18 protein-coding genes are annotated in these 24229 nt (G+C 31.4%); 3 read left to right on the forward strand and 15 right to left on the reverse strand.

Annotation, left to right across the window (positions count from 1 at the left end; translation table 11 throughout):
- Positions 1–4: 4 nt before the first annotated feature.
- The 9 genes from GXK56_RS08065 to GXK56_RS08105 all read right to left on the reverse strand — a co-directional run bounded on the left by GXK56_RS08065 (position 5) and on the right by GXK56_RS08105 (position 12817).
- Positions 5–1855, reverse strand: a complete 1851-nt coding sequence (locus GXK56_RS08065) for a beta-glucoside-specific PTS transporter subunit IIABC (RefSeq protein ID WP_160686951.1) — start codon at positions 1853–1855, stop codon at positions 5–7.
- Positions 1856–2015: 160 nt separating this feature from the next.
- Entirely contained in the window at positions 2016–2846 is an 831-nt protein-coding gene (locus tag GXK56_RS08070) for a PRD domain-containing protein (RefSeq protein WP_160686952.1), read from the reverse strand.
- Between the two features lie 336 nt (positions 2847–3182).
- The gene (locus tag GXK56_RS08075; protein WP_160686953.1) at positions 3183–3695 is read right to left on the reverse strand and encodes a PTS glucose transporter subunit IIA; all 513 of its coding nucleotides are present in this window, start codon (positions 3693–3695) and stop codon (positions 3183–3185) included.
- Between the two features lie 106 nt (positions 3696–3801).
- Positions 3802–5517 carry a dihydroxy-acid dehydratase gene (gene ilvD, locus GXK56_RS08080; protein WP_160686954.1) on the reverse strand — a complete coding sequence of 572 codons (1716 nt, stop codon included), beginning with the start codon at positions 5515–5517 and terminating at the stop codon, positions 3802–3804.
- A 20-nt stretch (positions 5518–5537) separates the two neighbouring features.
- A complete protein-coding gene (gene ascB, locus GXK56_RS08085) occupies positions 5538–6962 on the reverse strand; it encodes a 6-phospho-beta-glucosidase (protein ID WP_160686955.1) in 1425 nt (474 codons plus the stop codon).
- The gene (gene ascF, locus GXK56_RS08090) at positions 6955–8382 is read right to left on the reverse strand and encodes a PTS cellobiose/arbutin/salicin transporter subunit IIBC (RefSeq protein WP_160686956.1); all 1428 of its coding nucleotides are present in this window, start codon (positions 8380–8382) and stop codon (positions 6955–6957) included. Before ascF ends, ascB begins: the two co-directional genes overlap by 8 nt.
- 269 nt (positions 8383–8651) lie before the next feature.
- Complete coding sequence (locus GXK56_RS08095) at positions 8652–9395, reverse strand: MurR/RpiR family transcriptional regulator (RefSeq protein ID WP_160686957.1); 744 nt, start codon at positions 9393–9395, stop codon at positions 8652–8654.
- Positions 9396–9782: 387 nt separating this feature from the next.
- Positions 9783–12206, reverse strand: a complete 2424-nt coding sequence (locus GXK56_RS08100) for a flavocytochrome c (protein ID WP_160686958.1) — start codon at positions 12204–12206, stop codon at positions 9783–9785.
- Between the two features lie 14 nt (positions 12207–12220).
- Positions 12221–12817: an NADPH-dependent FMN reductase gene (locus tag GXK56_RS08105; RefSeq protein WP_160686959.1), complete on the reverse strand. Its 597-nt coding sequence runs from the start codon at positions 12815–12817 to the stop codon at positions 12221–12223.
- Positions 12818–12989: 172 nt separating this feature from the next.
- On the opposite strand from GXK56_RS08105, the gene GXK56_RS08110 reads away from it, so the two are divergent.
- Both GXK56_RS08110 and GXK56_RS08115 read left to right on the forward strand, forming a co-directional pair.
- Positions 12990–13937 carry a LysR family transcriptional regulator gene (locus GXK56_RS08110; protein WP_160686960.1) on the forward strand — a complete coding sequence of 316 codons (948 nt, stop codon included), beginning with the start codon at positions 12990–12992 and terminating at the stop codon, positions 13935–13937.
- Positions 13930–14868, forward strand: coding sequence for an FAD:protein FMN transferase (locus tag GXK56_RS08115; protein ID WP_160686961.1), 939 nt, complete (start codon positions 13930–13932; stop codon positions 14866–14868). The genes GXK56_RS08110 and GXK56_RS08115 overlap by 8 nt, the downstream gene beginning before the upstream one ends.
- A 196-nt stretch (positions 14869–15064) precedes the next feature.
- Here the strand turns inward: GXK56_RS08115 and GXK56_RS08120 are convergent, their stop codons facing one another.
- From GXK56_RS08120 to GXK56_RS08135, 4 genes are all read right to left on the reverse strand, one after another.
- Positions 15065–15919: a DUF3737 family protein gene (locus GXK56_RS08120; RefSeq protein WP_160686962.1), complete on the reverse strand. Its 855-nt coding sequence runs from the start codon at positions 15917–15919 to the stop codon at positions 15065–15067.
- Between the two features lie 47 nt (positions 15920–15966).
- Positions 15967–17127 (reverse strand): MalY/PatB family protein, encoded by a 1161-nt coding sequence (locus GXK56_RS08125; RefSeq protein ID WP_160686963.1) that lies wholly within the window; start codon positions 17125–17127, stop codon positions 15967–15969.
- A gap of 239 nt (positions 17128–17366) precedes the next feature.
- Positions 17367–18785, reverse strand: coding sequence for a glycoside hydrolase family 1 protein (locus tag GXK56_RS08130; protein ID WP_160686964.1), 1419 nt, complete (start codon positions 18783–18785; stop codon positions 17367–17369).
- Positions 18786–18944: 159 nt separating this feature from the next.
- Complete coding sequence (locus GXK56_RS08135; protein ID WP_160686965.1) at positions 18945–19850, reverse strand: ROK family protein; 906 nt, start codon at positions 19848–19850, stop codon at positions 18945–18947.
- A 259-nt stretch (positions 19851–20109) separates the two neighbouring features.
- Between GXK56_RS08135 and GXK56_RS08140 the strand changes: the two genes are divergently transcribed.
- A complete protein-coding gene (locus tag GXK56_RS08140) occupies positions 20110–21357 on the forward strand; it encodes a helix-turn-helix domain-containing protein (protein ID WP_160686966.1) in 1248 nt (415 codons plus the stop codon).
- A 96-nt stretch (positions 21358–21453) separates the two neighbouring features.
- Here GXK56_RS08140 and GXK56_RS08145 read toward each other — a convergent pair whose 3' ends face one another.
- Both GXK56_RS08145 and GXK56_RS08150 read right to left on the reverse strand, forming a co-directional pair.
- Positions 21454–22203: a TerC family protein gene (locus tag GXK56_RS08145; RefSeq protein ID WP_160686967.1), complete on the reverse strand. Its 750-nt coding sequence runs from the start codon at positions 22201–22203 to the stop codon at positions 21454–21456.
- Between the two features lie 484 nt (positions 22204–22687).
- Positions 22688–24163: a leucyl aminopeptidase gene (locus GXK56_RS08150; protein ID WP_160686968.1), complete on the reverse strand. Its 1476-nt coding sequence runs from the start codon at positions 24161–24163 to the stop codon at positions 22688–22690.
- Positions 24164–24229: the final 66 nt, after the last annotated feature.

Here is a 24229-nt window from a genome sequence, read left to right on the forward strand (position 1 = left end):
CCTCTTAAATAATAGTTATTAATCTTTCTCCAATATCAATTTTTTGTTTTTCTGTCACTAATATGTCTGTATATTCATTGGAATTAGTAATAATGATTGGTGTCATTAACTCATAGCCAGCTGCCTTAATTTCATTAATATCAAACTCAATTAATAAATCTCCAGCATTTACATTATCTCCATTTTTCACATAAGCTTTAAAATACTCACCTTCTAATTTAACAGTATCCATACCAATGTGAATTAAAATTTCAACGCCATCCTCTGAGGTAATTCCAACAGCATGTAACGTAGGAAATATTGCTGTAACTTTCCCATTTACAGGAGATACTAACTTTCCTTGAACTGGATTAATGGCAACTCCTTTTCCCATAATACCACTTGCAAATGTTTCATCTTTGATTGTAGATAGTTCAACAACTTCACCTTTTAAAGGAGATGTAATCATGTTATTATTATTCAAATCATTACTTATTGTTCCTTTTGTCTTTTTAGTTTCTCCCTCATCTACTACATCATCAAATCCTAAAATCAATGTCAAAGCAAATGAAACCACAAAACCAATCACACAGCCAATAACTGCATTTATTAGGTTAGAAGGATTTGCAGTAATAAATGCAGGTAGCGTTGCTAAACCAGTAACGCCCATAGCTGATCTTACTACTCCAAATGCTCCAACATATATTCCGCCTATAATACCACCAGTCACAACCGCAATTAATGGTTTTCTTAATCTTAAGTTAACACCAAACATAGCTGGTTCTGTAACACCAAGCACAGCTGTCATACTTGTAGAAGCAGCAACCTGTCTAAAGTCTTTATTTTTTGTTTTTAACGCAACTGCTAAAGCTGCTCCACCTTGAGTAAAACTATGAATTAACATTCCTGGTCCAATAATACCTTCTACTCCTGTAGTAGTATAAGCTGTAATAGCAATTGGACCTAGGCTATAGTGCATTCCTGTCATAATAAGGAATGGGAATGTTCCACCAACAATTCCTGAAACTAACCACCCTGCATGTGTATTAATAAATGTTACAGCACTAGCAACATAGATACCAATAATAGCGCCTAAAGGTCCAATGGCAACTAATGTAAGAGGCGCCATCACAATTATAATAATTAACGGTTTTAAAATAGATTTTACTACATTGGGTGAAATTTTTTCTGCAAATTTTTCAACATATGACATTACCCATACTGCTAAAATAATAGGAATTACAGATGATGAATAAGTTGTTTTCGTAATTGGAAGTCCCAAAAATGTAACATATTTTCCATCACTCATTAATGCTGAAAAACTTGGATGCAGTAATACACCTGCTAAAGCCATTGCTAAACCAACATTACATTTAAACTTAGTAGCTGAACTCCATGCAAGTAACATAGGTAAAAAATAGTACGCTGAATCACTGATAAATGTCAAAATGGTATACAGCTGACTATCACTTGGAAGCAATGCAGCTGATTTTAATATGACAAGTACAGCCTTGATCATTGCACAACCAATCATTGCTGGTAAAATAGGAGTAAAGATTCCAGAAAGAGTGTCTAACACAGTGGAAACTCTTCCTTTTTTTGTAGAACTCATTGCAGCAGTGGCACTTTTAAAATCCCCTAACTCCATCAATTCCTTGTGAACGTTATTCACATTATTTCCGATAATAACCTGATATTGTCCTCCGCTATTTGCAACCCCCATAACACCTGTAACTTTTTTAATAGCTTCATTATCTGCCTTTGTATCATCTTTTAGATTAAAACGTAATCTAGTTGCACAATGGGTTACATATTCAACATTTTTTTCTCCACCAACAAACTTTAAGATGTCGGCTGCCATCTTTTGATAATTCATATTATTTCCTCCTAAAAATCACTTTATTTTTTTATAAAAAAAGACCTAGAGCCTAGCAGATATATAGCTGCATATGCTATACATTTGCTAAACTCTAGGTCTTGCCTGCTTAATCAGTAACAATCCTAGTTATATTCATTCTTCTTTTATCTTATCACTTTTATTCCACTATAACTCTTTTAATATGAACAGTTAGATATACCAATTCTTCTTCTGTCAATTCTTTTTGATAATCCTGCTTGATTAATTCTCTAATCTTCAAACTGCATTGATATTCATTTTTATATTTTGCTTTGATAATATCCTGAAATTCTTCATCATTGCTTTCTATAGTATTATTGCTAAATAAGCGATAAGCAAAAAATTTCAAATGAGTAACAAACCTCATATAATTCAATGAATTTTCGTTAAAATTAATTTTATATTGATACCTAACTAAATTCAAAACTTTCTGGATCAACTGAGTTATTTTCATAGTTTCTTCCATTTCTGAACCTAATTCTGCATTGACAATATGTAAGGCAATTGATCCTGCTTCATCTTCAGTCAATTCCACATTGAATTCTTTATTAATTATATCTACACCTTTTAATGCAATACTAAATTCTGGTGCATAAAATTTCTTTATCTCCCATAACAATGCATTTTTGAAACTTAAGCCATTTAAATATCTTGCTACTGCAAAATTAATATGATCAGTTAATGTAATATAGATATTTTCATTAAGTTCTTTTCCCAAAGTCTCTTTTGCATATTTAATAATACTATCAGATACTCTCATATATTCTATAGGAATTTGTGCAAGCAGTGCATATAACTTCCCAGCCATATTTTTAGATTTTAAGAAAAATTCCTTTTCAATTTTATCATCATCTACTTCGTCTCCTTTTTTCTTTTGAAAACCTATACCGCTACCTAAAAGTATTAGTTCCTGTCGCCTAACATTCACTGCGCAAATTACATTATTATTGATGATTCGCGTAATTTTCATTTTATCCTCCTTCCAAAACATATGATTTATATTTTTGAGCATAAAAAAAAGACCACTAATTATGCAAATACATAGTATTTACATAAAATGAAGGTCTTGCCTGCCTGCCAGTAACAATCCTAATTAAATCTATCATTAATTTATGTGCTTATGATATCATTATCAATGATATTTGTCAATACATAATTTAAAAATCCACGGTCACATATAAATAGCTATTTAAGCCACATACAAATGGTCATGGATTTTATGGTGGAGGCGAAGCATTGCCTTAAAATCCACTAATAAATTTTATCTCTTTTTAATCCTCAATATTATACATATTGGCAACTTTACTTATAAAATTTTGATAAGCTTTTCTGATTTTTTTGTATTACCTTGTGTAAGTACTTCTATATCTCTATATTGATCAGAGTTTGTTACAACTATTGCTGTAGTAGTCACATATCCTGCCTTTTCAATATCAGATATAGAAAATGTCATCAGTGATTGCCCACATTTTATTTTATCTCCAACTTTCACTAATGGATTAAAGCCTTTTCCATTCATTTTAACTGTATCCATTCCCACATGAATTAGTAGTTCAATTCCATCGCAGCTTTTTAATGCAATTGCATGTTTTGTTTCTATAATCAAAACAATTTCTCCATCAAAAGGTGCATATAATTTTCCATGAGTGGGCTTAATTCCACATCCCTTTCCAAGCATTTCTTCTGAAAATACACCATCATTAATTTCTTTCAAAGGAATTACTTCGCCTTCCATTGGGGCATAAATAAAGCCATTTTCCGTTTTTTCTATAATTGTTTCTTCTTGCTTTTTATTAATAAATTTTTGAAATATATTCATTTTATCACTCCTGATATTTTACTCTTATCTAAAAAGGAAATCTAAAATTATATATTAATTTTCAGATTCCCCTTTATAATAAATACTTACATAATATATAGCTTAATTATTTCATATACCCACCTAGCATTGGATCAACTGCATTTTTAGAATATATGCTTAGAATTCCCGATTTATATTTTTCTTCTTTTGGAACCCAGTTTTTTCTACGTGCTTCAAACTCTTTTTCAACTTCTTCTAGGCTACATTTTTCTCCATTTATCCCTACAACCTGAAGTTTTCTAGACTCTATATTGATTTCTATCAAATCATTTTCATGAACTAAAGCTATTGGACCTCCTACTGCTGCTTCTGGTGATATATGACCTATTGCTGGCCCTTTGGATGCTCCCGAAAACCTTCCATCTGTTAACAATGCAATACTTGCTGATAATTTTTCATCAGATGATATTGCTTCTGTTGTATAGAACATTTCAGGCATACCGCTTCCTTTGGGTCCTTCATATCTTATTATTACTGCGTCCCCTGGCTTAATAGTTTTTGTTAATATTGCATTTATAGCTTCTTCTTCACTGTCAAATGGTCTAGCTTTCAATATAGCCTTATGCATTTCTTTGGGAACTGCAGAATGTTTAACTACTGCTCCCTTCGGTGCTAGATTTCCTTCTAGTATAGCTATTGCTCCATTACTTCCTATTGGATTTGTATGTTTACGTATTATGTCTTCTCTTTTTAATCCGACATTTTCTAAATACGCATTGCACTTTTCATAAAAGCCATTTCCTTTTAAATCTTCTAAGTTTTCACCTAATGTTTTCCCTGTAACTGTTAAAACATCAAGATGTAAATAATCTTTTATTTCCTCCATTATTGCAGGAACTCCTCCAGCATAGTAAAAATACTGTGCTGGCCATTTTCCTGTTGGTCTTATATCTAGCAAGTATGGTATATTTCTGTGTATTCTATCAAACTCACTAGCATCAAGGCATATTCCAAATTCACGTGCAATTGCTGGTATATGTAGTAATGAATTAGTCGAACCTGAAATTGCTGCATGAACCATAATTGCATTTTCAAAAGATTTATAAGTTACTATATCTCTAGGTTTTAACTCTAATTCAGCCAGCTTAACAGCATAATGTCCTGCTTCCTTAGCTGCCTCTTCTAAATCACTGCATGTTGCAGGCATTAAAGCTGTCCCTGGAAGCATTAACCCTAATGCTTCTGCCATAACCTGCATTGTTGATGCCGTTCCCATGAATGAACATGCACCGCAAGATGGACATGCATTATTCTTATAATACGTAAGCTTATCTTTTGTTATTTCTCCTCTTTGATACATGGCACTGTACATTCCGATTTGCTCTAGTGTAAGCAGATCAGAACCTGCTTCCATAACTCCTCCGGTTACAATTACAGCTGGAATATTTACTCTACCTATTGCCATTAAATGAGACGGAACTCCCTTATCACAGCTGGATATAAATACTCCTCCATCAAAAGGTGTTGCCTTTGCATGAATTTCAATCAACGATGCTAATATATCCCTTGATACTAAGGAATAATTTATACCATCATGACCTTGTGCCTGTCCATCACATATATCAGTTGCATAAAATCGAGAGCCTTTCCCCCCTGCTTCACTGATCCCATCCATAGCCTTGTTTACAAACTTATCCAGATGTGCACTGCCTGGATGGCTGTCTCCAAAAGTACTTTCAATTATTATCTGTGTTTTAGATAAATCATCTGTGCTCCATCCCATACCTCTTCTTAATGGATCCATTTCAGGTGCTATTTTTCTAATTTCTTGACTAATCATACTCAACAATCCTTACTTTTTTATATTAAACGTTCACCGTTTGATTCTATTACTTTTTTATACCAATAAAATGATTTTTTTCTTTTTCTCTCTAAAGTTCCAGTTCCATCATCTTGTTTATCTACATATATAAATCCATATCTTTTACTCATCTCTCCAGTTGATGCTGAAACTAAATCTATACATCCCCAAGATGTATATCCTAATAGTTCAACTCCATCTTCCATTGCTTCTTTCATTTCCATGATATGCTGCCTAAGATACTCAATTCTATAATCATCATTTATTGAGCCATCCTCTTCAATTGTGTCTTTGGCACCTAGTCCATTTTCTACTATAAATAAAGGCTTTTCATATCTATCATATAGGGTATTCATAGTTATTCTAAGTCCTAACGGGTCAATGGCCCATCCCCATTCACTAACTTCTAAATAAGGATTTTTTATGGATTTAACAACATTAGCTTCAGTTTGATTTTCCATATTCTTAGATGCACATCTAGATGAATAATAACTAAAAGATATAAAATCTACTGTATTTTTTAATATATCCAAATCCTCTTCTTCCATTATAATACTTACTTCTTTTTCCGCAAATACCCTTTTTGAATATGCTGGATACTTCCCTCTAGCCTGTACGTCTATGAAAAATAAATTTTCTCTATCCTTTGTATGAGCCATCCATACATCTCTTGGATCGCATGAATAAGGATAAAAATCTCCACCTGCCAACATACATCCAACTTTATTTTCTGGATTTTGTTCATGAGCTATTTTAGTTACTAAGGCACTTGCTACTAACATATGATGTGCTGCCTGATACTTAACCTGCTCTTTATTTTCACCTTCCTTGAAATATATACCTGCTCCCGAAAAAGGACTGTGTATCAATATATTTATTTCATTAAATGTCAGCCAGTATTTAACTAAACCATCAAATTCTTTAAAACAACATCTTGCATACCTTTCAAAAAGCGCTATCATTTCTCTGCTCTTCCATGATCCATATTTATTAACCAGTTCCATTGGAACATCGAAGTGGCATAAGGTTACTAATGGTTCTATATTATATTTTTTACACTCTAAAAATAAATCTCTGTAAAATTTAATTCCTGCTTCATTAGGTGTACTATCATCTCCATTAGGGAAAATTCTTGTCCATGCAATTGACATTCTAAAAACTTTAAATCCCATTTCAGCCATGAGAGCAATATCTTCTTTATAATGATGATAGAAATCAATTGCCTCATGACTTGGATAAAATTCATTATCTTTCAAAGTCAAATCTTCTTCTAACCCTAATTTTACTTTCATTCTGTTTTTTCCATAAGGGATAACATCTACAGTGCTTAAACCTTTTCCATCTTCTCTATAAGCACCTTCCGTCTGATTTGCTGCAATAGCTCCTCCCCATAGAAATTCTTCTGGAAAACTGTATTTACTCATTATCTGCCCTCATTATTTCAGTGTTATCTTCTGCTGGAACATCTTCAAATCCAAATATTAGAGTTAATACAAAAGATAATACCACTGCTAGTATCATTATTCCAATTATCCAAATAATACTCGATGGATTTTGTGGATCAAAAAACTGAACACTTGTGAACAAGCCTGGTGCAGCCATAGATCTACTTGCTAATCCTCCTATACCAGCTACAGAACCACATACACCACCTGAAATTAATGATGCTATCATAGGTCTTTTAAATCTTAATGCCACCCCATATAGAGATGGTTCTGTAATTCCCGCAATGATTGCAGAAGAAGCAGCTGCAATTGCAGTTTGTCTTAACTCTTTATTTTTAGTTTTGTAAGCAACAGCTAAGGCTGCTCCTCCTAATGAAAGGTTTGCACCTATTTCTGAAGGCATTACCATTCCTTCCATTCCTGTTTCTGCTATAGTTGTTAATATGGTTGGAGTAAATACTCTATGCATACCAGTCATAACTAGTAGTGGCCATAAAGCTCCCATTATTGCTACTGATACCCATCCTAATTTGCTGTGAACAAAATAAACTAAACCTGATATTGCTGTACCAATCCATATACCTAAAGGTCCTATAAGTCCAATTGCTATTGGCGCTGCAATCAATACTATAATCATTGGTTTTAAGAAATTTTTAGTTACTTCTGGTGTTATCTTATCAACAAATCTTTCAATATATGATAATATCCAAGTCATACAAAGTGCTGGTATTACTGTATATGTATATTTAACGGATGCAATAGGTATAAATGCTAAAGTTACACTCTTTCCTTCTGATGCGCTTACCATTAGTTTCATGAAATCTGGATGCACCATAAGTCCTGCTATTGCAACAGCTAAATAAGTATTAGTGTTAAATTTCTTAGATGCTGATACTGCCACCATAATTGGAAGGAAATAAAACGCTGCATCTCCAATAGCATTTAGTAAGATATATGTAGTACTATCTGATGGTAGTATTTTTAACATAGATAAAATCATTACTACTAACTTTACCATTGAACCACCAATAATTGCTGGTATTAATGGTGACATTGTACTTACTAATGCATCCAATATATTACTTCCAACTTTTTTGATAGTTAGTTTTTCTTTTTTTATACCTTTTGCGATGTCACTTTGATCTCCAAAGTTACCTAATTTTAAAACTTCCTTATAAACATAAGATACATTATTCCCAATAATAACTTGATGTTGTCCGCCTTGGTTTACATATCCGATTACTCCATTAATTTTTTTAATCTCATCTACGTTTACTTTTGAGTCATCCTTTAAAGAAACTCTTAAACGAGTCATACAATGAGTTACACTTTCAATATTCGATATTGTTCCTAAATTTTCCGTAATCGTTTTCGCAATTAATGCATAATCTTTAGCCATTTTGTTACCTCTCTTGTATTTATTATTTTCGAATAGCTATTTGAATTTAAATTAATGTTAATTGAAAAAACGAATTTTGTCACTATATATACAATTATAAAAAACATGTCTGTTTTTTTATAATTTGTTATTGCCAAAAAACATTTTGTTTTTTTGCAAACCCAATGTATTCCTGACATTTCATATATTAAAATAAGCTTTATCAATTTGAGTTAAAAACTTCAAATTGATAAAGCTTTATGTACAATACTTTTTTCATTTATAACTATTTACTCAGGTTTGATAGATTCCTCTTGACGATTCTGTAGCTTTCTTCCAATTCTCTCTATTATACTGATTATTGGAATTTGAGTGGTAATATCATATATTCCTACCTTAACATATGGTACATAATATGGAATATTATAATCAGACATTTTCGCTATAGTGCATTTTTCAGTGTTAGTAATACTAACAATACAGCAACTTTCTTTTTTAAATCTATTTATATGGCCAATAATATCTTTTGATTCTCCAGACACAGAACATACTATCACAACTGAATTTTCATAAAATTTACCTGTAGTTGGGTAATATGGATCATCAATGCATAAACTAAATTGTCCCACACTTGATAAATATCGTGCTCCATATCTTGCTACAATTCCTGACATACTGCTTCCTATAAAAATTGTTCTCTTTGCTTTTAATATAGCTTTTACTATTTCCTCTATCTTTTGATCATATTCTTCAGTATTTGTTTTCTTAAAAAAATCAATTATCTCTGTATTATCTTCACTTACTTTTTTGATTTCTTTTTCTTCTATAAATAATTTAAATTTTAGTTTAAACTCTGAATAACCGCTACAATCTATTTTTTTGCAGAAATTTAATATAGTTGTAGTTGATACATGAGATTCAGCCGCCAATTCCCTTATTTTCATATATCGTACTTTATCTTTATTATCCATGATATAATTGTAAACTGAAAGTTCTAAATCATTAAGGCTTTTAATCTGACTATAACTGAACATATAATACTTCCTTCCATTGGACTATTCATTATAAGATTATATCAATTGATAACGTTTTTTTCAATCAATGTATTCAAGTAAAAGTTGGCAATAATTTTACTTGTTTTACTATACTTCAGCTTTTTATTATTACTAATTCTAAATCTTTATGAAATAAAGAAACATACAAAATCCAGATTTCCTAGGTTTCCTGGTGGATGCGAACCGTATCACATCAAATGTACAATATCTATTGAAGTATAAGAGAAAGAGCCTATAACTGCATTTTACTTATGCGTGTTATCGGCTCTTCATCCTTGTATCTGGCTACTTGACAGTTTATATATTCAGTTGCTTAGGCCAGAATTAGGAAGTTAAATTATTACTTTAATTATCTAAACATTATACTTATTTCATTTCATCAACTGCAGTTTTACCAGCAATTCTTCCGAATGTAAATATATCAGTTAATGCATTACCGCCAAGACGGTTACCTGCATGGATACCTCCAGCAACTTCTCCAGCTGCATAAAGATTTTTAATTGGTTTATCATTTTCATCTAATACGTGGGTTTTAGTATCTATCTTAAGTCCACCCATTGTATGATGAACTGCTGGCTTTCTAGGAGTAGCATAAAACGGTGCTTTCTCCACTTTTAAGCTGAATGTATCCTTGTGGAATTCAGGATCAAAGCCTGCATCAACATATGAATTATATTTATTAATAGTGTCTATAAGAACTGCAGGATCCATACCAATTTTTACTGCTAGTTCTTCTAGGGTATCTGCTCTAAATAAAGTACCAGCTTCTACCTGACGGTCTAGCTTTTCTTGACTTGTATTAGCTGCAGTTTTCTTAATTTCATCATCAGCTATAAGGTAGAATAAACCACCTTGGTCAATAGCAGCTTTTGTTAATACATCTCTACCAGAGAATTCATTAATAAATCTTTTTCCTTCTTTATTTACCATTACAAAGTTTTCAGGAGGTACTTGAACTCCACTGAATAATTCACCAGTTTCTGGATCAGCTACAGGCATCATTTGAGTAAAGCCCATTCCTGTAAGTGCTGCTCCTACAGATTTACCAAGCAATATTCCATCACCAGTCATAGCGTATGAATTGGTAGTTCTTATATTATCATCAATTTCAGCCCAGTAAGTGTTATATTCTTTTAGCATCTTTGTGTTTGCACCAAAACCACCACTTGCAAGCACCACTGCTTTTGCATGAACAGTTATTTTTTGTCCATTTACACCAGTTGCTATAACTCCCTTTATTTCACCATCTTCTATGATAAATTCTTTTACAGGGCTATCAGTAATGATTTTTCCTGAGTTATCTTGCACATATTTTGATAGTGCAAGTATAAATGCTGAGCCATAGCTTTTAGTAGGCTTATGACCACGACGCCATAGTGCACCAACAGGAGCAAATACTATACTCTTATCATACTCAACACCTATTTCCTCTAGCCATTTAACACTTTCTAAGGCTCTATCTGTAAGTATCTTTACTAGGTCATATTGTCCGTATATAGAGTTTCCATTAAGGTCAGTTCTTTTACCACCAAAATATGTTTGCATTCTGTGAAGTAATGGAGAGTCAAATAGATGTCCCTTTTGTGTACCAAACTTTTCCTTATAAGCAGAAAACTCTTCTCTAAGTGCACGGAAATCATCTATATATTCTGAATGAATTAAACTCTCATCTGTAGCTAGTAGTTCTTCAATAGTATGTCTTTCTCCTGGATTTTCATCAAACTGGCTTTGCCACTCCGGATCCGCAGCATTGACAGGACCACCTGAACGTATTGTATTTCCACCTACTGCTGGGTATTTCTCAAGAACAATAGCACTTTTACCATTTTGTAGCGCTGTTGCAGCTGCACTTAATCCTGCGCCGCCTCCGCCTACAACTACTACATCACAAGTATATTCTTCATCTACTTTGATTAGGCTGCTAGCAGGCTTTGGACGTCTCTTAAGTATGTCAGGATTAACTCCTGCAAGCTTAATTGCTTTAGCCACACCATCTAATACAGCATTACTAGTTTCAGAAGCACCAGAAAGAGCATCAACATTTAATGTTTGTCCTTCAATTATTTTATCTGGTATTCTTATAAAAGCAACATCTGCAAGTCCTTCTGTCTCGCCATCTGTAGTGATATCTATACTTTCTATTCTCTTTTCACTAAAGGATACTTTCATCGGAAGACTTCCGCTATGACCTATTGCACTTACTTCATATTCTCCTGGTGTAAAGCTAAACTCTTCTTCTTCGTTTAGCTGATTTGAAATCTTTGCAAAACGCATAAAGCGTAGGAAGCATATTTCTAGGAAGTCTATAGTTCTTTCATCTTTTAGATTACCTTCCTCATCAAATGCTTTATTTGCGCTTCCAAGTAAAAACTCATATCCTGGCATTACATTTGCATCAACACCTGGCGCATCTAAGATTTGACGAAGATGTAGCTGTGCACGAGAGGAACCTTGAACATCAAGAGAAGCTCCAAGGATCATCACTGGTTTACCAGCAAGTGGATGAAGATCAAAGCTTAGCCATTCAATTAAGCTTTTAAGACTCGATGGAATTGAGTGATTATACTCTGGAGTAGCTATAATAACACCATCACTTTCTGTAATCTTATCATTGAACATTTGTATTACTTCACTTGAAGACTGATTATCAGATTGATTAAACATAGGAACATCTTTAATCTCAAGTATTTCTATTTCTGCCTTTGACTCAAAGTATTTTTTCATAAACTGAAGTAGTTTACGATTATATGAACTCTTTGCATTAGTTCCAGTAATTGCTATAAATTTCATTGTTATTAATCCTCCTATTCTTGCCAAGTGAATTTTTTATCTTTTTTTAAAACTTTTTCTGCTAAAAGTTTTAGTGTAATATCTGTAAATAAAAGAAACTCTCTAAAAATTTCCTCAAGCTCTGATAGCTTATCTGAATAGATAAGATTTCCTGCATTATCAAACGCACCTTGTGATTTTCCTAAAAGGAATTCACTACTTGGCATGATTCTAGCAGCAAGCTCAGGCGAATCAAGTATTTGTCTAAGATGTGCCTGCGCACGAGAAGAACCAAGTATACCAAGAGAAGCCCCAACTATTAAAACAGGCTTGTCAGTAAGTGCCTGGCTAGTGTAACTAATCCATTCAAGAGCACTCTTCAAAACTGCAGGTATAGCATGATCATACTCTGGAGTTGCTATTATTACTCCATCTGCTTTAAGAATTTTGTCAGATAATTCTGCTACCTTTTCAGGAATATCAGAATCCTCTGGTTCATTAAAGGCAGGTAAATCCTTAATTTCATAAAGTTCTATCTCTGCTTCACTCGCAAAATGCTTTTGCATAAATTGAAGCAGCATACGATTAGTTGACACGTCTGAGTTAGTGCCTACAATTGCTAAATATTTCATAGTAATCCCCTTTCTGTATTTGAAAATTTCATAATTTTAGTAATTATATGATATAATTTTAACATATTCGATATATTATATCTAATAGTTATTTATTGAAGTTTAATAACATATTTGTTATAATCGACACAAGAATAAATAAGGTTAAATATTTAACAAAAGGATGAATCAAATGTCAAAATACAACTCTCAAGATATCTTGTATTATATTGATGCCATTTTAAAGTACAGTAATTATGGCAAGGCTGCTAAATCACTTTATATTTCTCAACCTTACTTGACACAGGTTATTAAAAGGATAGAAAGTCAGTTAAACTGCGAGCTTATAAGTCGAAGCAAGCTACCATATCGATTAACCGAGCAAGGAAAGATATATTATCAATATTTAACTTCAATAGAAAATAATTATGCGAGGCTCCTTAGAGAAATATCAGCTGTATCAGATATAGATAACAAGGTTATAAAGATAGGAGTGCTTCCTAGCCTTGGAACCTATCTTTTACCTCTTTTTTTACCAAAGTTTTTGGATATGCATCCAAGCTGTAGAATAGAGCTTTCAGAGACTTTACCAGAAAAAAATGAGAAGCTCACTCAAAATGGTGAATTGGATTTTTGGATTGGACAAAATTCAAGAAATATTTCTCCAAACTTAAACGCGATTAATTGGGGAAGGCACAGATACCTTGCTATAATTCCTCGCTGCTCTGATCTATATCAGAAGGACGTTTCCATTATTCCAGAAGGAACTATCGACATAAATAAACTATTGTGTCAAAAGCTTGTATTGACTTCAAAGGGTTCTGCTATAAGAAAACAGATAGATCAATTATTAAGCCTTTATAAGGTGGAGCCAAAAATCATAATTGAAAGCAACGAAATCAATACTGTACATAAACTTGCAATGAATAATATAGGACTAACCTTTATACCAGAAAGCATCGATGTAAAGGAGTGTCCATCTGAATACAATATATATCAAATTCCAATTGATGAGCTGAATTTAGATTATTTTATAGCATATCATAATGAAAGAAAACTAACTAGTATTGATAAAGACCTTATAGATGCATTTTTAATTCATGGGCAAAATAATTTCAATATAGGAGAGCAAAATGAGTGAGTATAGAAAAATAATATATCTTATGGGAACAAAAATCTCTCTCTATATAAAGGGAGAAGCTGTTGAAAAGCTTGCAGAAAAGGCTGAGGCTATGCTGATTCATTATGAAGAAGTCTTTAGTGCCAATAGTGATAGCTCACAGCTTGGGATGCTAAAAAAAACAGCTTCATTAGCTCCGCAAGAAGTGGATGAAGAGCTGTATGAACTCATAAAAATAGGAAAAAAACATAGTCTATGTGAAAATACATATTTAAATATTGCAATAGGGCCATTAATAAAATTATGGAGAATAGGTTTTAAGGAGGCTCGTGTACCAGAAAAAGAAGCTATAGCACCGGTACTTGAACTTTTAAATCCTGAGAATATACAACTAGATGATGAAAAAAAGACTGTATACTTCTTGAAAAGAGGTATTGAGATAGACCTTGGCGCCATAGCTAAGGGTTATTTTGCTGATAAAGTTATGGAATTCTTTAAGGAAAATGGTGCTGTTTCAGCTATGGTAGATCTGGGAGGTAATGTTCTGGTTTTTGGAGAATCACCATCTGAAGGCGGTGACTGGAATGTGGGAATACAAAATCCTTTTCTACCAAGAGGAAATGCGGTAGCACTCGTCAAAATAAAAGATCAATCCGTTGTAACCTCAGGAATATATGAGAGAGCTTTTGAAAAGGATGGTACTAAATACCACCATATATTTGACAGCAAAACAGGGTATCCAATAGAAAGTAATATAGCTTCTTTAACTATTATTGCTGATAAATCCCTAGACTGCGATATATATACTACAAAATTGTTTGGATTAGATGCTGCTTCAATTATTCATAGAGTTAATAGAATTGAGGGTATGGGTGCTGTTGTCATAACTGTTGATGGAAGACTAGCCTATACAAATAATCTTATAGGAAGAATATCTCCATTAACAATGTAATATTCCAAAGCTACACTTACCCTTTAAACAACACGACAGCCTGTAAATAGCTATTTAAGCCACCTACAGGCTGTCGTGGATATATATGAAGGATGCGAAACATACCTAACCAATATCCTCTCCTCTTACATCACTAATGGAATTTCCTAAAATATAATCTTTAAATTCACCCTTTCGAGTTCCCTAATAATAAAAGTTATATAGCACATTTCTCTTCTTCAAGTATGATTTTTGTTTTCTCAGTATCAATTTTAGTTTTATCCATGATTAATTCATCAATTCCATCTACTCTAATTATCCCACCAGCTGGATTCATGACGCTATCAATAGTACCATTAATATGTACATCCACTGTTGAATATTCAAATGCAAGGGTAGTGTTTAGTAGTTGACAATTTTTCATTACAAGATTATCTATATAGCACAGTCCTTGTAAACTCTCAATAGTACAATTTACAAAAGTTAAATTTTTTGAGTTCCATCCTAGGTATTCTCCAGAAATAAACGAATCATATACCGTTACATTTTCGCAATTCCAAAATGCATCTTTTGAAAGCATTTTTGCATTATGAATTTCAATATTTTTTCCTCCATCGAAAGAATAATTTCCTACTAATTCAAATCCATCAATATTAATATCATTACTGTTCATACCAAAATAATCGCCCTTAGCTGTTACATTTTTCATAGAAATATCACTACAATTCCACAAAGTTTCATCGGCATTTGGCATATTAACCTTCTCTAAAGTAATCCCCTTTGCACGCCTAAATGTTTTTGGTGCTTCAATGATAGTGTTTCTTATGGAAATATTATTAGTATACCAAATTCCTGAGCGAGCCATTTCAAAAAGTATGCTATCCTCTACTACAATGTTTTTACAGTACCATAATGGATATTTCCATTTAAACATTGTGTGATCTATATTTATATTTTGACTTTCCTTTAAAGGAGATTCTCCATCAGCAAATGTAGAATAAGAGATTTCTAGATCTTTGCTATTAAATAAAGCTCTTTCACCTTTTAATAATTGTTGTTTGATTAGTTTCATTAATTTTTCCTTCCTTCTTTATATTATCTACACTGTCAAACGAGGAATTAAATTTCCATTAAAACTTTCTCTAATCTTTCTAATCCCTCAACTAATACTTCTCTAGGACATGCTATATTTATTCTGATGAACCCTTCTCCAGCTTCACCATAGTTTCTTCCATCATTTAATCTTAGATTTCCTTTATCAAGAATTTTTTCACAAAGCTCACTTGAACTTATTTCAAAACTTTTGCAATCAATCCAAATTAAATATGTAGCCTCAGGTTTAATTACATTTAATTTTGGAATTCTTTCATTTATAAAGGAAATTAAATAATCCCTGTTTCCTTCTAGATAATCTACCAATTGATCTAGCCATTCTTCGCCTTCATTGTAAGCGGCAATCAAAGCTTCTATTCCAAAAACATTAGGCTCAATTGTTTCATTGATATTTAATGATCGATTTACCTTTTTTCTATACTCTTCATTTGCTACAATTATATTTGAAGCTTTAAGACCTGCAATATTAAAAGTTTTACTAGGCGCAGTACATGTTATAGAGTTCATTAAAAAACTTTCACTTATTGATGCAAAAGGAATATGCTTATTTCCCTTATATACTAAATCTCTGTGAATTTCATCAATTAACACTAATACATTATGCTTTAAACATATTTCACCTAATCTTTCAAGTTCATTTTTACTCCAAACTCTTCCAACAGGATTGTGAGGATTACATAAAATAAAAATTTTCACCTTTTCATCTGAGGCTTTTTTCTCGAAATCTTCAAAATCAATTTCATAATAACTTTCGTTGTACTTTAATTCATTTAACACTACCTCACATTTATTATTTTTTATAGATGTATTAAAGTAGTTATATACTGGTGATTGAATTAAAACTTTATCTCCAATTTCCGTAAAAGCTTGGACAACAGCTGAAAGTGATGGTATAACTCCTGTAGTAACCTCAATCCACTCTTTTTTTATTTTAAAACCATACCTTTTCTCCCACCATTTAGCTTCTGCTTCATAATACTCATTGGGAATTGACGCATACCCAAAAATTCCATGCTGTACTCTCTTTTCCAAAGCTTTAATTATTGGCTCAGCTGTTTTAAAATCCATATCAGCTATCCACATTGGAATAATATTTTCTTGCGTAGTGTCCCACTTAACACTATTTGTATTTCTTCTATTAATAACAGTATCAAAATCATACTTCAAATTATTTTCCTCCTTAATAAGCAATTCTATCTAAATTAATTTTTATAAATATAACTATTTCTTTTTCTATTAATTTCTTAAGATTAAATACTTTTAACTTAAGCTCATTTAATAACACAACTATACACCTTGGAGTTAACTTCAAGTCAATACTTTTTTTAATTTTTTTAATATCTTGATACTAAATGCAAAATTAAAAAAGTGCCACAAAACTGTAGCACTTTTTATAATTTTTTAATTTAATTATTTTTTAAACTTGCTCCATTAGTAGCAATGACTTCTTTATACCAGTTAAAGCTCTTTTTCTTATATCTATCTAAAGTTCCTGATCCATCATCATGTCTATCTACATATATGAAACCATATCTCTTTTTAAGTTCAGCAGTTGATGCACTTACTAAATCTATGCAGCCCCATGTAGTGTAACCCATAAGTTCAACACCATCTTCAATAGCTTCTGCAACTTGAACTAAATGATCATTTAAATAACTAATTCTATAATCATCATTTACAGTTTTATTGCCATTTTCATCAGTAATTAACTCATCTACTGCACCTAGTCCATTTTCAACTATGAATAATGGTTTTTGATATCTATCATATAAGAAGTTAAGGATATATCTTAAACCTTCTGGATCTATTTGCCATCCCCATTCTGAAGCTTTTAAATATGGATTTGGTACTCCAAAGATAAGATTTCCAGCTCCTGTTTTATTCTTCTCTGGATCTGCTGTTGCACATGCACTTACATAATAACTAAATGAAATAAAATCTACTGTATGTTTTAATATTTCCTTATCACCAGGTTCCATTTTTATTTCTATGTTATTTTCTTTAAAGAATCTGTTCATGTATCTAGGATATTCTCCTCTTGCATGAATGTCAGCAAAGAAAAGATTTTCTCTATCCTTCTCCATTGTCTTAAGCACATCCCTTGGCATTGGAGTTAATGGATAATTTGGTACTCCAAGAATCATACATCCAATTTTAAATTCTGGATTTATTTCATGTCCAATTTTAACTGCTAAAGCACTTGCAACTAATTCATGATGCATTGCTTGATATAAATCCTGTTTACTTAATTTTTCTTTTGGTGTCCATATACCAGCACTCATATAAGGAGCATGAAGTGCTGAGTTAATTTCATTAAATGTAAGCCAATATTTTACCTTATCTTTATATCTTGTAAAAATTGTTCTCACATAGTTTTCAAAAAATCCAACTAGCTTTCTATTAGCCCATCCATCATAATTTTTAGCAAGAGCAAGTGGAGTTTCATAGTGTGAAATTGTAACTAAAGGTTCAATTCCATACTTAGCTAATTCATCAAAAACATTGTCATAGAATTGTAAGCCCTTTTCATTTGGTTCTTTATCATCACCATTTGGGAATATTCTTGACCATGCAATAGATAATCTAAAAGTCTTAAATCCCATTTCAGCAAATAATTTTATATCTTCTTTATATCTGTGATAAAAATCAATACCTATAAGCTTCATATTATCTTCTGTTGGTTCATCAGTTATTGGCCCCATTATACCTTTTGGCATTATATCTTGTGTAGATAACCCTTTACCATCTTCGTTATATGCACCTTCAAATTGGTTAGCAGCTGTTGCTCCTCCCCATAAAAATCCTTCTGGAAACTTAATTGACATAATCATACCTCCTAAGTAGAGAACCCAAATCTATGATTTGATGATGGTCGCTTACTCTGTGAGTACCCAGTGAGCGAATGCGAATCGGTTTTCCTTAGACCAGTTCGCAAACTTATACACCTATCATAAAAATTATTCTCTATATTTTTTCTTTAATTCTTATATTTTATATTTTGTTAAATAATTATATAATGCTCCAATTAAATTTGAATCATTATAAAACTTGCAAGTTACTACTTCTGGTTTTATAGGCATAAATGGTGGTTTAAGACTATTGTAGTGTTTTTCAACATTATCTCTAATACATTTAAGTAAAAGCTCTTGTTTACTAATACCTCCACCAATTGCTATCTTCTCTGGGTCATAAATGTATTGTAAATTAAAAAGCTGCAATACTAATCTATGGCAATAATCATCTAGTATATTAAGCACTTCTTCATCACCATTGTTTGCGTATTCAAAAACTTTTAATCCATTCACCTCTTCTATTCCTAAGTTCTTTGCTTTAGCAACAGGTAGGCATAATCCAGCTACTCCAGCCTGGCCTGCCCATATATGAGAATATTCACTTTCAAAAGCTGCGTTGTTAGTGAAAATAAAGCTGAATTCACCTGCAATAAAATTCTTACCTTTATGCAGTTTTTTATCTTTTATTATTCCTCCCCCGACTCCAGTACCTAATATAACAACTATTCCATCATCACATTCCTTAAGACTACCAAGCCAAGCCTCTGCTAAGGCAGCGCATTTCCCGTCATTTTCTATTGTTATTGGCACTGGACAACGTTTTTGAAGAATCGAAACAATATCTTTATCAGTATTATATTCTAAACTTCCACCAGTAAATAAATATCCTCGGTCACTATCTATACGCCCTGGCATACTCATAGCCATTCCTGTTATTCTATCCTTATAATTATCGAAAATTTCACCTATAACCTTTATAAAATTTTCTATACTATCCATAGGTGTCGGTGTTGAACTTTTTTCAATAATCTCTGCTCTTTCATTCATAATTGAATATTTTATAGCAGTTCCACCTACATCAAAAACTAAAAATTCCATAAAAACACTCCTCGTTCTACTATAAATCCTTTGATAACTTTTTCATTTTAATTTAACATATATTTCGATATGTTTTTTGTATATAATCCTTTTTTTTATGACAAATTTCATATAAAATATAATAATTAATATTTATATGGAGCCTTAAAATTCTTAAGTAGTTATTCCATAATTACCTGGTCAAAGATTTACTAACTAGCATACTCTACTCCTACATATTATTAACTGTAATATATAAAAAATGAAAAACGAGGTTTTTATGTTATTTGAAAATGATACTAATTCTATAAACGATAAAATTAAATATATATGTAAACTTATTTTTGAAGTCTTAAAAATTCCTACATACTTTTTAGATAACAACAATGAAATTATATATTCTTTATCTTACGAAAATGCTATTAATCCTATACTTCCAGATAAAAAAGAATTTTTTATTGCTTTATTTAAAGACTGTAGTGCATATGATTTTCCTATAATAAAATCTACTAAATATGATGAAATTTATTTTGCTGTAAATTTAATAAAAGATGATGTTTTTCTGGGAAGTTTTGTAATAGGGCCATCAACTTGTTCACCTATTACAGCTGAGACTATTAATAAAATAATATTAGAAAACAACATTCCTCTTAACTTAAAAAAAGACTTAATAAATTACTATAACTCCATTCAATCAATAGATTATTCACGTTTAATAAGCGCTAGTTTGCTTCTTTATTATTCAATTTACAATAAAGAATTAGATCCATCAATAGTAAAAGAAAAAAATACCTCCTTAGAAAATGTAATTTCTAAAATTGAAAATGATAGTAGAAACATTCTTTCTCAAAATCGTCAGAATTTCTTTTTCCATCACAGTCAAAAACGAGAGAAAAATATTGTGGATTCTATACGTCAAGGTAATAAACAAAAGTTACTAGAACAGCTTTCTTTGCCACCAGATGGAGAATTCGGAGTTCTTTCAGATAATCCACTAAGAAATAAAAAAAATTTATTAATTTGTTTAGTTACTATAGCTACACGTGCTGCTATTGATGGTGGTTTAGATTCTGAATTTGCTTATTCCTTAAGTGATTCCTATATACAAAATGTTGAACATTTATCTGAATTGAATTCATTGAATAATTTAGAAAACCAAATGTTTTGTGATTTTGCTGATAATGTATTAAAAGCTAAAAAAAATAAATACGCAAAACCTATAGTTAGCTGCCAAAATTATATTTCAAATCATTTATATCAAGATATTTCCCTCTCTGAACTGGCTGAATTTGTAGGTTTAAATAGTAAATATCTTTCTTCTCTATTTCATAAAGAAGTTGGTTTAACTTTAACGCAGTATATTAATTCAAAAAAAATTGAAGAAGCAAAACATTTATTTCTATCAACAAATCACTCTATACTAGATATTTCTGAATGGCTTGGCTTTCATGATCAAAGTCATTTCACAAAAATTTTCAAGAAATTTACTGGAGTAACTCCTAAAAAATTTAAAGATGGTAATTTTTAATTACCACAATTTTTAATCTTAAAATTAAGAAAAAAATCTATAACAATATTTTAAGAATATTGTTATAGATTTTTTTACTTATATTTACATAGTTGTCTATTCATTTATCTCACTTTCAATATATGTAGCTGTTTTTTCTTTCTTTTTATTAAAGTTACTAACTACAAATGTTCCTAAAAATACCACAATTAATACTCCAAAAAACAATGCTTCTGGTATTTCAATACCAAATATAGTACCACCTAAATTTAATCCTATTAAGGCTATTAATATATAAGCCGTCTTCTCAAGTTCTGGTACTCTTTGTATTAAAGAAACAAATACTTGTGCTACACCTCTCATCATTAGGATTCCAAAAACTGCTCCTAAAAATAATACCCAAACTTTGTCACTTAATGCAAGTGCTGCTGCAACTGAATCTATGCTAAATACTATATCCATTGCTTCTACGCTTATAACTGTAGCCCATAATCCCTTACTTGCTGCCTTAGACACACTACCATTACTTTCTTCACCGCTGTTAAATAAACCTTTATAAGCCATATATATTAAGTAAATAGCTCCTAGAGCTTTTATCCATGCAAATTTAATTAAATAGGTACCAATTCCTATAACTAAAAATCTAAAAATATATGCACCCCAAATTCCATAGGTAAGTGCTTTCTTTTGTTCTTTGGGAGGCAAATGCTTGACCATCATTGCCAGAACTAAAGCATTATCCGCTGAAAGTAGCCCCTCTAATAATAGCAATAATAATATAGTTGATATACCAGATACTGTGAATGCCCCTTCAAAATTTGATAATGAAAAAAATTGGCTATAATTATCTATTATACTTTGTAACATATTTCTTTTTACTCCTTTAGCTTATTGAATTCTTATATAAACTTGTTGATAAAAAATCTTCTACATAGGTTGTTTTTATTAGTTAATCCTTTGTAACCTAATTACCTTCATTATTATATAAAATTTAATAGATTGTCAAAAAGCTTTACTTATCTTATATTCTTCTTAATCTATTTTACCATAATATAAATAAATATAAATAATACCTTCTTATTCTTTATCATAGAATATGAATTTTTCAACTTCCCATAAAGCTCTAAGCATAATTATATATTAGAATTATTGATTGTTTCTATTACAAAGCCTTAAACTACCATAGAATTTTCACTAGGTTTCATCATCGCCTTTGGAGTAAAACCAAAACTATGAAATAAAGAAGGAACTGTTAACATTGTGAAATAAAAATTAGAGATCTGAAAATAACTTTTGATTTTACTTATTTTCAGGTCTCTAATTTGAAACTTATATTATATTAATCCTATTATTATTTTATAGTCTCTGCTTTGGCCAAATAGTAAAGAGTCCTTACACCAACTCCTGTTCCACCTTTAGAATAATAACCTTCATCCTTTTCAGTCCATGATGTTCCTGCAATATCTAAATGCAGCCAAGGTTTATTTTGAACAAATTCACCTATAAATAATCCAGCAGTAATCGTACCAGCATACCTTCCTCCAGTATTTTTCAAATCTGCTATATCAGATTTAATAAGCTTTTTATACTCATCAAAAGTTGGTAATCTCCACACTTTTTCATCTGCTTTGAAAGATGCATCTTCTAATTTAGCATAAAGCTCATCATCATTGCCTACTACTGCTGTAGTAGTAAGTCCAAGTGCAACTAAAGCAGCACCTGTTAAAGTAGCTACATCAATAACCTTATTAACTTTTTCCTTTTCAATTATATAATGTACTGCATCTATAAGAGTAAGTCTTCCTTCTGCATCTGTATTTAAAACTTCAATATATTTACCAGCCATAGAACCAATTATATCTCCAGGTTTATAAGCTCTTCCAGATATTAAATTTTCACAGGCAGCAATTACACCTATAACATTTATCTTTAACTTTTTCTTTGCAATAGCACTTATTGCTCCAATAATTGTTGCTGCTCCTCCCATATCAGATTTCATTGTATCCATTCCACTTGTTGGCTTTATTGAATATCCGCCTGAATCATAAGTAAGTCCTTTTCCAACAAGACCTAAAATACTGTCTTTTCCAGATTTATCTCCAAAATATCTCATTACAATAAATTTAGGTGGAAGTTCTGAACCTTTAGCTACTGATAAAAAAGCTTCCATTCCAAGTTCATTAATTTTAGCTTCATCAAATACTTCAACTTCAAAGCCATATTTACTGCCAGAATTTATAACAGCCTCTGCAAGAGTCTCTGGATATAATACATTAGCAGGCTCATTTACTAAATCCCTTGCTAATTTAGTTGTTTCAACAAGTAGAACAGCTTCATCCATAAATTCTTTTATTAAATTTATATCTTCATTATCTTCTGTGGAAAGGCTGACCTCAATTTCCAAATTCTCATTATTTTCTGATTTATATTTATCAAATTTATATTCTCCAAAGCCAATTCCTTCTGTTATAGCTTTTATAATTTCTTCAATTGATAGCTTTTCACTACCTATGATCTTTAAAGCTATCTTCTTATCCTTTAATGAAATAGCTTTTTTTATTGCCTTTCCAAAAGAAGTTCTTATAATTTCTGTAGTTAATTCATCTTTTCCACCAAGTCCAATAAATAATATATCTTGAACTCCGCTTTCAGTTGTGTTTATGGTTGAACATATTTCTCCAGCTTTACCTTTAAATTTATTACTACCTTTAAAGTGCTTATATATTGTATTAAGCTTCTCATCCTGTAAAGATTCATCTTCACTATAGATTGGTAGCATAACCAAATCAGCTTCATCATATTTTATACTATTGATTTTAAATTCCATATAGTTTCCTCCACTTCTAAAAATAAAACCAGCTGCATAATTCCAGCCTGATTTATTTCTTTTGTC

The sequence above is a fragment of the Clostridium sp. C2-6-12 genome (assembly GCF_009928485.1).
Lineage (GTDB): Bacteria > Bacillota > Clostridia > Clostridiales > Clostridiaceae > Clostridium.